This window comes from Roseateles sp. P5_E8 (assembly GCF_054177665.1).
In genome coordinates, this window is the sequence record NZ_JBGCUM010000100.1 from 1 (window position 1) to 8,954 (window position 8,954).

An 8,954-nucleotide genomic window follows, 5' to 3' on the forward strand; every position below is an offset into this window, starting at 1 on the left:
GCTGGAAACAAGTCGCTTATTTTTTCAAATTCCCACGTTCAACTTTCATTCTCAATCCACGAATCCACTGCATCTTTGGAATCTAATCTCCAGGTTGTAGAAAAAAACGCAGGCCTATTTTTGCAGGCGTTGCCAAAATATCAGTCAGTCGACTTGCTGAAAGATATTGGCGTAGTTCTAGAGGTTATGTATCCGGTTAAGCCTGGACATACCTCGACGGAACTTATGGCACTAGTAACAAATCACATCTACAAAGGCCCCAAACTTGGGCCGCTGGCATCTCTGGATCTTAAAGTCGGTTTTGCTGACCCGGATGGGTTCTTTATTAATATTGGATGCAGCGGGTACGAAGTGAGGCGCGCGGAGGTTAAGCCCGCCCAGGGTGTTCAGTACGTTGACTTTAATGAGGCTGATTTGGAAGGGCAAGGCCTTACAGTGTCTATAGACGTTAACAATCGCCCAACGCCCAATATGGCGAGAGACGATTACCAGTTGCTTTGCAGCTCGCTTTTAAGAAAGCTAAGAGCATTGGTAATGGAAGGGCACAAGGGATTTCTCGGAGCAGAAGAATGAGCACGCTAAAAATACAGATAAGTTCAACTCGCCTTCGCACTCAACCGTTAGAGGGCACCGATTCGTTCGATCCTTTAGTAAGGACTAGCTCTGCAACAAATGATGAACAGATAGAAGGCGTTACTAATGCGCAGTTGATGGACCAGCTCCAGGCCTTTCGAACTGAGGTCAGCACGGGCACTCGCCTGTTGTTGGTTCGGCCAGAGCACTTGGAAATTCAAGAGGCGCTCAATATTGCAATTGAGAATGATCAGCCAATTGGATTGAGGCGCGAGAATGACATTCCGCTTCATTCACTGTTGGCGTTTGTCGCGCTGTTGCTGGTAGTCATAGGCGTCGTTTCTGTCAGCATGTGGTTAAACGATTCGGTCATTCTCCTGAATCCGGCCGTTGGCATGCTTTGCGTAGTCGTAAGTCCATTCGTGTATTTAATGGGCCGGGCGGCGAGGTTGAGCAAGTGACTYCTCCGCCTTTTTTCGTAAATTCGCTATGGAGCCTTTTGCTTGTTGGGATCGTAATTGGGCTAATCTGTGGCGTGATGAAACTAATGAACGCCAAGCTTCATCATTTAGTTCACGCCCTCGTTTCAGAACCAAAAGATCTTTTGCAACTAAAGCCGACGGTGGGTGCACTCAATTGTGCCGGCCTAGTGATTGGCGCCGTGTTCGGTGCAGTGCTTATTGTTGCCTCATCCACTCAGCAACTTCTAGGTGCCGTACTTTGGTCAGTGGTCGGAGAAAAAAAGGCAGCGGAGCTACTGAAATACGGTGACTACACCGTAATAGGCTTTTTCCTTTTCCTTTTTACGTTGTGTTCACTTGTTTGCGTGGTTGTGGATAACAGGCGCAAATAAATTTAAGCAGCCGCACCTGTTTTGCGCGCCTTGGTGCGACGCACATAACTCGTCGTTTGGGCCTCGGTGGCGTGGATGGCGAGGTCGCTGGCAGCGCGCATGCCGCCCTTGTCGGCCTTGTCGGTGAGGGCCTTGGCGCGAAGGTCGCGGAACTGGGTTGGCGTGACGCCGGAACGCTTGACGCCGTCAAGCCAGGCGTTGGATAGCGCCTCGTAGGTGAGCGGTGTGCCGTCTTGCTTGGTGAGCAAGGCCTGGGTCTGCACTCGCTGGGCAGCTCGCTTTTTGAGGTTGCGCTCCGCCTTGAGCCCAAGCAGGCGCTTCACAACTGCACGCAGACGCGGAGTCCACTCGATGACGAGGGCGTCGCCACCCTTGTGCTCAGTCTTGCTTCGGCGAAGCCAGATGCCTTCAGCGCAGACATGTGGCTCGTCTGGCTGGTCGGGGTCCCGCTGCTCGAGGATGCGGATCATGACGCCGACGTCCATCGCGGTCAGGTAGGCCAATTCGATGGCGCAGGCGGTGGTGATGCCCGAGCGGTTGCGCCGGCCGTCTTTGCCGTAGATGCAGCCCAGCTTGATGCGGCGCAGCTCGCTGTCGGTGATGTAGCGCGTACGAGGCTTGTAGCCCATCGGCGGCACGACGCTCACGGGGTTGCTACCGGCCTTGCGCCAGCCCTTGAGCTCGGCGTAGGCAAAGATGCTGTGTAGCTGCGCGCGGAACATGTCGTGCGTGCGCCTGGTGGCTTGGAGCGGTTCCAAGAATTCGACGACGTCGGGCGGCTCAACCTCCTCGGCTCTGAAGGCCTCGAAGCTCTCGGCGATGACCTTGCTGCGCCGCGTCTCGTCCACCTGCGTCTTGGCGCTGTGCTTGGCCATGACCAAAGTGTTCCAGGCGGCGACGACCTGGGGCATGTAGTCGGGGCGCTCGGCGCGGCCGTGCTCATTGGCCAGGGCAATGAAGAAAGCCGGCAGGCCTTCGACGACGCGGGTGAGAGGCACCCAGCGGCGCTTTGTGCCTTCGGCGCGCACCAGGTAGTAGCGGCCGTCCTTTATTTGAGTGCCTTTGGCGGGGCCCTTCGGCATGGCGGTTCTCCAGCGCGGCGATGCTACGCCGCTGCTCTGACTTGAGGACGCGCCGGCGGCTTGACGCGCGGCCGCACAGGCTGGGCTTCGCCGCGGCACACGGCCTCGTAGTGGGCACGCTCGAGCACGACGTGGTTTGTGTGGTCGATGTACGCGCGATGAAAGCCGCGTAGGTGCAGTACGGCCAGCTGCTTGCTGGCCCGGGTGTATCGGGTCAGGTCAACCAGCTCTGCGGGGCTGAACGTCAGGCTCACAGGCGCTCCCGTCTACCGGCAGAATCTGCGCCATGGCCTACATCGACACCCACATCCTTGAATCCGAACTGGCTGGCACCACGAAGCACGACTTCGACGTTGTTGCCCTCGCCGGTATGGGCGGCAGCGTCGGTGCCTTGGTGACGAATCAGTTTGGCGTGGCCACCGACATGGATGAGCTGGCAACGCGAGTGCGCAGGCCGTTCACGCGGTTGCTGGTGGGTGTTGAAGACCCTCGCGACCCTGCCACCGTCGAGCGGGTGCGGGCACAGCTCAGGTTTCCGGACTACCCGCCGTTCTGAGACTAGTGGTCGGTTAGGTTGGCGCGTGCCGCCAGGGTGTCCTGCAATGCGTCCAGCGTGCCCAGCGCGATGAAGAGCGGCGGGTTGGTGCCAGGCACCGGCACAAGCATCCCCGCAGCGCCAGAGGCGTCGAGGTGTGCCATTGCTGCGGCTATCAGCGCTTCCTTGGTCTCGGCGCCGGGCGTCCAGGTTGAGTCGGCAAAGTCGGGGGGCGTCATGACGCCAGATCGACAAGCCGCGTTCCTGATGAAGCTCGGCTAAGCATCGGTGAGGCGAGCTGCCCCGCAACAGGTGCAGTGCGTCGTGGGCGAGAGAATCAGCCAAACAGAAGACTTTGGCTAACTCCAGGGAGAACGACAGATGCGACCAGTAGATGCCGCCACCAAGTGGTCGTTGGGCTTTGGCATGTTTGCCGGTCTTGGACCCGTTCTTGTGGACTCTCTGCCCTGGTCGGTATGGCATAGCAATCCGAATTTGGCTGCTTGGGTACAGGCCTACGGTTCTGTGGCTGCAATCGCTGCCGCTGCTTGGTTCGGCGGACGTCAAGTCGAGTTGGCACGGCGCCACGAGCAGGAGCGGCGAGACCAGGATGACCTGAGGCGACTGGCCGCAGTTCGCGTCTTGCTTCTTCACCTCTACACGACGGTCAGTCTGCTGCAACGAGGATGGGTGAGCAACGAAGGCGACGATGAAGCGGGTCGTTTCATTGCCGTCTTCAGCTCCGAACCGCTGCGAGAGGTCGGGCGAGCTATCAGCCAACTGCCGCTTTTCGAAGTCCCGTCGTCTGAACTGGCGTTGTGCATCGCGCCGATGGCCACTCTCACCACGTCCTTCGCTGAGCTGTGGGATCGCTGCGTAAGCGAAAGCGAAAGCCAGGGGGATCTCCAGTACCCGGCTGCCGATCTCATGGAGGATGCTCTCAAGAACTTTCGAGCACAAATTTCCCGCGCGGGATCGATTTGCGAAAGAGAGATGCACCGGTTGATGGGGCGCCCGGATCTCGCCGCCCAATACGTTTGGCCAGAGTAGGTTGGTCACGCCGCTCTCCCGCACAGCCAGTCCTGCGCCTGGCGCTCGATCTGCTCCTGCAGCGAGCGGATCTCGTCGTGAATCTCGGGCTCGACGTGGCCCACCATCTGCTCCAGCACGATCTTGAGAGCCCGTGCAGCGCTGCCGGCAGCCATGGCGAAGCGGGGGCTGTTGGGCAGCTCGTCGAGCCGATACCACGGGTAGGCGCCGTGCTGCTTGTGCTTGTTCGGCGCGTCGGGGTGCCACTCGTCGACGCACTTGTCGGCCTGGATGAACCAGCCAATGCGCCAGCCGTCCTGGGCGGACCACGACGGCACCAGGCGGGCGACGACGCGCGGGTGCTCCCACTTGCAGCGTGATGGGCCGATCCACTGCACGGCCGGCGCCTTGCCTGCGGCGGTCTCGGGGAACAGATCGGCGGTGCTCATGCTCGCGCTCCGGCAGCCTTGAGCAACTGCGCCAGGATGCGTGCCGAATGCCGGGCATCGTTGAGCGGGTCATGCGCCGGCAGCTCGTTCGGCCGACGCTCGGACCACAGCGCTTCAACGTCGGCGCCCAGCGCCAGCGCGATGCTCGTCAGTTCGTGAAGCGGGTACGGGCCGAGCCAGGCGCGGGTCGCTGGGTCATCTTCGACACAGGTGGCTAGGAAGCGCGCCTCGACGGGCCAGGCGACGTCGGCAACCAATACAGCGTCCATCGAGCGCCAGAGCTGCCAGGCATGCCAGAAGGCATCGCGCAGGCTTCGCAGCGAGTCGTGCGTGTAAGTCATCTGCGGCACGTTGGCGGCGACCCATTGGCGGCCGTCAATGGCGCCGGCGGCGAGATCCGCCGGACAGACGAAGCGGTCCTCGTGCCGGACGTAGCCGGCTCGGTCGAAGACCACGAAGCCGACGGCGAAGCCTTCGCCGTGCAGGCCGATGGACTCGACGTCGAAGACCATGAAGTTGGGCGGCAGTTTCATTGCTGTGCTCTCCCGAGCTGCTGGACCATGAAGCCGAAGCGCGCGGCGCCTGGCTCGCGGCTCGCGGTGCTATCTCCGTCGACGGCGGGCGTGGTGATGTTGGCGGCGGCTTCGATACCTTCGGCCGACAGGCCGCTGGCATCTGCCTCCGCCACCCAGAAGCGCCGGTCGTCGTCGAGCGTGACGCCGGCGCAGCCGGCTTGTGAACCCTCGGCCGACAGGCCGCTGACCTTGACCCGCTCCCCTGCCCCCTCGCCGCGCGTGTCGTCGCGGGAGGTGACCATTGCCTTCAGTCTTTCGACCGTCGACGGCTGTTGCTCGGCCTCTCCCGGCTCCCCGCCCCCCTCCGCGCTGGGGGCGCGCCAGTTGAGGAAGACGACGACGTCGGGAAGGCCGTCGCTGGCGCGACGGCGGGCGCCGTGCTTCATGCGCGCGGCTCCAGACGGTCGGCGGCGCGGTCCAGGCGTTCGATCTCGGCCAGCAGCAGGGCGGCGGCGCGGATCAGGTCGGAGCGCTGACTCTTCGGCTTCCACCACCTCTTCGCCCACGGCCAGCGAAAGCCCGGCGCCGAGTACTTGGCGTAGTCGGCCGGGGGGATTGATGGATCTCGTTGCGCCCAGGTGGCCGCGTTGCATGCGTAGCACGCGGCTGCGAGGGCCAAACTACCCTTGTGGTGCTCGTCGTCGTGCGCAGGCGTCCAGCCTTCGACCTCGATCTGCCGCTGGCGCTCGGCCAGCACGTCACGGGCGGCGCTGTTTGCAGAACGAGCCTGCGCGAGCAGGCGCATCAGGCTGTCCTGCTCGCTGCGGTGGCGCTCGATGCACTGTTGGGCGCTCTCACCTTCCTTGGCGTACTGCTGCCAGCTGTCGGCCATCGTCATGCCGCCACCTCGCTGCCATGCGCCGCTGCAAACGCCTCACCCGCCGCGTTGCGGCCGAGCCGGTTGTCTTCCTCGGCCTGGACCTGCGCGGCGGCGTCCTGCTCGGCCTGGGCCTGCATGGCTTCCATGTCGAGCTGCAAGTCGGCGGCCAGGGCGACGGCGTAGTTGGCGTAGGTCTCCAGCGTGTGCAGATCGTCCTGGTTGCTCAGCTCCTCGGCCACCAGCAGCATGGCCAGCAGGTCGGCCAGCTCGCGGCCGTTGAGCGGCGCGATGTGCTTCTGGGCGGCCGCGCGGCGCGCGCCACCGGCGCTGTAGCTGGCGAGGTCAGGGAAGGGCGCCAGCTGGCCTTGCAGCAGCGCCGTGGCGTCGTCGCTGGCGGTGAGCAGCTTGTCGATGGTGAGCAGCTGCAAGATGCTCAGCGACGGCGCCTCGGCCTCGGCCAGCGACTTGCACAGGCTGGCCAGCAGCGTGCTCGTGAACAGCTCGCCGCTGCGGTACTTGATCTGGCTCTCAAGCTGCTTGGGCGTCAGCGGCTGAGGCTTGAGCACTGGGCGCGCTTCGTCGGCCTGCTCGGCGGGCGCGGCGACCATGCGGGGCGCCGGTGCTGCGACCGGAGCGGGGGCCGGCGCAGGCGCTGCGGGGCGCAGCAGGCCCTTGGCCTTGAGTGCCTTCTTGACGATCTTGGCAGGCACCCAGGTGACCAGCGCATGCGTGGTGGGGTGCTCGATGGTGACGAAGCCCTTCTGGATGGTGCCGAAGATGTCGAACAGCTGGCGCTTGTCGGTGGTCAGCTCGGCGCAGGGCTCGTTGGCCACGTAGTGGCCGCCGTCGATCTTGACCTCGCCGCTCAGCAGCTTGCGGGCGTCGTTGCCCTGCACGATGCGGTGGCCGGCTTCGCCGCAGGCCTTGAGCAGCCGCTGGTGGGCCTCCTCGCCCTTGGCGGCGTAGCACTTGCTGTCCTGGCAGAGGTCGCCGGTCTTGACGTCGTCGAACAGGTCGGGCTTGCTGCCGCTGCGCTTGTCACAGCGGTGGCAGGGGCCGGCCACCGAGTAGCTGACGTCGATGTTGAACGGCGCGCGCGCCAGGTCGAGCATGAACTCTTTGCGCAGGTAATCGGCCGCCGCGCGAAAGGTGAAGGGCTCGCCGTTGAAGCCGGTCAGGATGCGGGCGGTGGCTTCGCGCTGCTGGTCCACGTTGGGCATGCGGGCGATGAGGCCGGCCACGCTGGCGTTGATCGTGTCCTCCAGGAAGGCGTCGCGCGCGTCGTCGCACAGGTTGAGCAGCTCCAGCCGCAGGAAGACCCAGCGCGGGCTCTTGCCGAGCTTGACGGCCAGGCCTTCGGCGGCCAGCGGCTTGCCGGCCTTGGCGCTGGCGTCGAGCAGGCGGCGCATGCCGTCGGCCTCTTCGAGCGGGTGCAGGTCGTCGCGCTCGATGTTCTCGACGAGCTGGATGTCGAGCACTTCGAGGTCGGTGAGGTCTTTGACGAGGGTGGGCAGGTCGGCGGCGCCGGCAAGCTCGCTGCCGCGCCAGCGGCGCTCGCCGGCCACCAGCTCCAAATGGGGCATGCCGTTGCCCTCGGCGTAGTCGGGGTTCGGGCGCGACAGCACGGGTTGCAGCACGTCGAGCCGCTTGATGCTCTCGGCCAGCTCGGCGAGCTTGGTCGGGTTGAAGCGCTTGCGCGGGTTGGTGGGGCTCGGCTTGAAGTGGGTGAGCGGGAAGCGCTGGACCTGGTTGGAGATGAGAGGGCTCATGCGGTGGCTTTCGATCAGGCCGCAGGCGCGGCGGGTTGGGGCCGGTCGGCCGTGGGTGGGGTAGCGCCGCAGACGTGCGTGCCTGGCGCGGTGTTTCCCGCCAGGGCGCCACGGGCGCGGTTGGCGACGGTGGTGTAGGCCGCGCCCAGCTCGCCGCGGCTGCACAGCCCGAGCTGTACGGCGTGCACGCACAGGGCGAAGTTGAGGGCCTCAAGCTCAGCGGCGCGCAGGGTCCAGCTGCCTCGCCGGCCGAAGCGGCCGTGCACGGCGGCCATGGCGTTGACGGCAGCGGCGAAGGTGTCGGCGTGGTTGCTGGCCAGGCCGTGCTCGGTGGCCAGCACCTGGCCGACGTTGATCGCGTCCGCCAGGTGCAGCCACAGGCCCAGGCTGCCGCGCCCGGCGCGGAACTCGGTGAACGCGGTGCGCGGGTTGAACAGCAGGCCGCGCTGTTCGTCGTCGTTGAGCTTGGCAGCGCGGTTGGTGGCGATTTGCAGCGGAGTGGCGGCGAGGCTCTCCATGCACATGCGTTCGGTGCGCGGGCGGTGGGCCTTGCGGCCGTGCCGGTGCTTGCTGCGGGGCATGGCTACGCCTCGTCCTTCTCGCCGGCGGCGCGGCTCTTGAGGTCGACGCCAGGGTCTTCACGGCGGCGGGCAGGAAATGGGCGGGCGCCGGACTGGCGCGGTGGTGCTGGGCGCGCGGGCGGGTTGGTGATGGCGCCGGCGAGGTCGGGCCCGGCGCTCACCAGCGGGTGGCCGTTGGCCAGCCGGTGTGCGCTGCCAGCCACGATGCCGTAGAGCAGCGCAGCTCGCGCCAGGTCGGCCCATGTATGCACGGGCCAGTCCGGCTTGTGCTGGTGGGCGAACGCCTCGTTGAGGTGGTACTGGCTGGGCTCGACGGGGTGCGGCATGGCTGCTCCTCAGGCCTGCGCGCGTTCGCACAGGTGGTTGGCGTCGGGTCCGCAGCCGCCGCCCCAGGTGCGCACGATGGCGACGGGTTGCGGCGGGCCGTAGTCGACGGCCTCGGGCTTGGTGCAGACGCGCTCGATGCCTTCCTCAGCACCGTGGATGCACAGGTAGCAGGCGCGAAAGGCGACCGGCAAGGCTTCGGCTTCTAACCACGTCACCGGCGCGCGCACGGTGGTGCTACGCAAGGTGAGGGCGATGAGTTGGGCGGCGTTCACCGGCTTCCCCTCTTGTGTGGGTGCGGTGGTCGCAGCGCGTCGGTAACATCTTTCGTCGCAACTTCCAGGAGCGTCGCTATGTCGAATCC

At 64.7% G+C, this 8,954-nt stretch carries 16 protein-coding genes; 5 read left to right on the forward strand and 11 right to left on the reverse strand.

The genetic code is table 11. From position 1 onward, the window contains the following. From ACXRVZ_RS26925 to ACXRVZ_RS26935, 3 genes are all read left to right on the forward strand, one after another. Positions 1-573 (forward strand): hypothetical protein (locus tag ACXRVZ_RS26925; RefSeq protein ID WP_458233071.1); only part of this gene is annotated, 573 nt, incomplete at its 5' end. Beyond that, positions 570-1,034, forward strand: coding sequence for a hypothetical protein (locus tag ACXRVZ_RS26930; protein WP_457425587.1), 465 nt, complete (start codon positions 570-572; stop codon positions 1,032-1,034). The genes ACXRVZ_RS26925 and ACXRVZ_RS26930, both read left to right, overlap by 4 nt. An 86-nt stretch (positions 1,035-1,120) precedes the next feature. After that, positions 1,121-1,426 (forward strand): hypothetical protein, encoded by a 306-nt coding sequence (locus ACXRVZ_RS26935; RefSeq protein WP_457425589.1) that lies wholly within the window; start codon positions 1,121-1,123, stop codon positions 1,424-1,426. Between the two features lie 2 nt (positions 1,427-1,428). On the opposite strand, the gene ACXRVZ_RS26940 is transcribed toward ACXRVZ_RS26935, so the two are convergent. Together ACXRVZ_RS26940 and ACXRVZ_RS26945 are read right to left on the reverse strand one after the other, a co-directional pair. Next, entirely contained in the window at positions 1,429-2,508 is a 1,080-nt protein-coding gene (locus tag ACXRVZ_RS26940; protein WP_457425591.1) for a tyrosine-type recombinase/integrase, read from the reverse strand. Positions 2,509-2,531: 23 nt separating this feature from the next. Then, positions 2,532-2,762, reverse strand: a complete 231-nt coding sequence (locus ACXRVZ_RS26945; RefSeq protein ID WP_457425593.1) for a DUF4224 domain-containing protein — start codon at positions 2,760-2,762, stop codon at positions 2,532-2,534. A 32-nt stretch (positions 2,763-2,794) separates the two neighbouring features. Here ACXRVZ_RS26945 and ACXRVZ_RS26950 point away from each other — a divergent pair, with 32 nt between their 5' ends. Then, positions 2,795-3,064, forward strand: coding sequence for a hypothetical protein (locus ACXRVZ_RS26950; RefSeq protein WP_457425595.1), 270 nt, complete (start codon positions 2,795-2,797; stop codon positions 3,062-3,064). Positions 3,065-3,066: 2 nt separating this feature from the next. On the opposite strand, the gene ACXRVZ_RS26955 is transcribed toward ACXRVZ_RS26950, so the two are convergent. Continuing rightward, the gene (locus ACXRVZ_RS26955; RefSeq protein WP_457425597.1) at positions 3,067-3,282 is read right to left on the reverse strand and encodes a hypothetical protein; all 216 of its coding nucleotides are present in this window, start codon (positions 3,280-3,282) and stop codon (positions 3,067-3,069) included. A gap of 142 nt (positions 3,283-3,424) precedes the next feature. Between ACXRVZ_RS26955 and ACXRVZ_RS26960 the strand changes: the two genes are divergently transcribed. Continuing rightward, the gene (locus ACXRVZ_RS26960; RefSeq protein WP_457425599.1) at positions 3,425-4,093 is read left to right on the forward strand and encodes a hypothetical protein; all 669 of its coding nucleotides are present in this window, start codon (positions 3,425-3,427) and stop codon (positions 4,091-4,093) included. 5 nt (positions 4,094-4,098) lie between these two features. On the opposite strand, the gene ACXRVZ_RS26965 is transcribed toward ACXRVZ_RS26960, so the two are convergent. From ACXRVZ_RS26965 to ACXRVZ_RS27000, 8 genes are read right to left on the reverse strand one after another with little or no spacing between them, the layout of a single operon-like run. After that, the gene (locus ACXRVZ_RS26965; protein WP_457425601.1) at positions 4,099-4,521 is read right to left on the reverse strand and encodes a hypothetical protein; all 423 of its coding nucleotides are present in this window, start codon (positions 4,519-4,521) and stop codon (positions 4,099-4,101) included. Further along, positions 4,518-5,054, reverse strand: a complete 537-nt coding sequence (locus ACXRVZ_RS26970) for a hypothetical protein (RefSeq protein ID WP_457425603.1) — start codon at positions 5,052-5,054, stop codon at positions 4,518-4,520. Before ACXRVZ_RS26970 ends, ACXRVZ_RS26965 begins: the two co-directional genes overlap by 4 nt. Continuing rightward, positions 5,051-5,482, reverse strand: coding sequence for a hypothetical protein (locus ACXRVZ_RS26975; protein ID WP_457425605.1), 432 nt, complete (start codon positions 5,480-5,482; stop codon positions 5,051-5,053). Before ACXRVZ_RS26975 ends, ACXRVZ_RS26970 begins: the two co-directional genes overlap by 4 nt. Next, positions 5,479-5,934: a hypothetical protein gene (locus tag ACXRVZ_RS26980; RefSeq protein ID WP_457425607.1), complete on the reverse strand. Its 456-nt coding sequence runs from the start codon at positions 5,932-5,934 to the stop codon at positions 5,479-5,481. Before ACXRVZ_RS26980 ends, ACXRVZ_RS26975 begins: the two co-directional genes overlap by 4 nt. Next, the gene (locus ACXRVZ_RS26985) at positions 5,931-7,685 is read right to left on the reverse strand and encodes a ParB/RepB/Spo0J family partition protein (protein ID WP_457425609.1); all 1,755 of its coding nucleotides are present in this window, start codon (positions 7,683-7,685) and stop codon (positions 5,931-5,933) included. Before ACXRVZ_RS26985 ends, ACXRVZ_RS26980 begins: the two co-directional genes overlap by 4 nt. Positions 7,686-7,699: 14 nt before the next feature. Continuing rightward, positions 7,700-8,266: a hypothetical protein gene (locus ACXRVZ_RS26990; RefSeq protein WP_457425611.1), complete on the reverse strand. Its 567-nt coding sequence runs from the start codon at positions 8,264-8,266 to the stop codon at positions 7,700-7,702. Between the two features lie 2 nt (positions 8,267-8,268). Further along, positions 8,269-8,592 (reverse strand): hypothetical protein, encoded by a 324-nt coding sequence (locus ACXRVZ_RS26995; protein ID WP_457425613.1) that lies wholly within the window; start codon positions 8,590-8,592, stop codon positions 8,269-8,271. 9 nt (positions 8,593-8,601) lie between these two features. Next, entirely contained in the window at positions 8,602-8,865 is a 264-nt protein-coding gene (locus ACXRVZ_RS27000) for a hypothetical protein (protein WP_457425615.1), read from the reverse strand. Positions 8,866-8,954: the final 89 nt, after the last annotated feature.

Coding starts and splice junctions, on each gene's coding strand:
- ACXRVZ_RS26970 (WP_457425603.1), bottom strand. CDS start 5,054: ATGAAACTGCCGCCCAACTTCATGGTCTTCGACGTCGAGTCCATCGGC.
- ACXRVZ_RS26960 (WP_457425599.1), top strand. CDS start 3,425: ATGCGACCAGTAGATGCCGCCACCAAGTGGTCGTTGGGCTTTGGCATG.
- ACXRVZ_RS26980 (WP_457425607.1), bottom strand. CDS start 5,934: ATGACGATGGCCGACAGCTGGCAGCAGTACGCCAAGGAAGGTGAGAGC.
- ACXRVZ_RS26965 (WP_457425601.1), bottom strand. CDS start 4,521: ATGAGCACCGCCGATCTGTTCCCCGAGACCGCCGCAGGCAAGGCGCCG.
- ACXRVZ_RS26935 (WP_457425589.1), top strand. CDS start 1,121: ATGAACGCCAAGCTTCATCATTTAGTTCACGCCCTCGTTTCAGAACCA.
- ACXRVZ_RS26985 (WP_457425609.1), bottom strand. CDS start 7,685: ATGAGCCCTCTCATCTCCAACCAGGTCCAGCGCTTCCCGCTCACCCAC.
- ACXRVZ_RS26950 (WP_457425595.1), top strand. CDS start 2,795: ATGGCCTACATCGACACCCACATCCTTGAATCCGAACTGGCTGGCACC.
- ACXRVZ_RS26955 (WP_457425597.1), bottom strand. CDS start 3,282: ATGACGCCCCCCGACTTTGCCGACTCAACCTGGACGCCCGGCGCCGAG.
- ACXRVZ_RS26990 (WP_457425611.1), bottom strand. CDS start 8,266: ATGCCCCGCAGCAAGCACCGGCACGGCCGCAAGGCCCACCGCCCGCGC.
- ACXRVZ_RS26975 (WP_457425605.1), bottom strand. CDS start 5,482: ATGAAGCACGGCGCCCGCCGTCGCGCCAGCGACGGCCTTCCCGACGTC.
- ACXRVZ_RS26930 (WP_457425587.1), top strand. CDS start 570: ATGAGCACGCTAAAAATACAGATAAGTTCAACTCGCCTTCGCACTCAA.
- ACXRVZ_RS26940 (WP_457425591.1), bottom strand. CDS start 2,508: ATGCCGAAGGGCCCCGCCAAAGGCACTCAAATAAAGGACGGCCGCTAC.
- ACXRVZ_RS26995 (WP_457425613.1), bottom strand. CDS start 8,592: ATGCCGCACCCCGTCGAGCCCAGCCAGTACCACCTCAACGAGGCGTTC.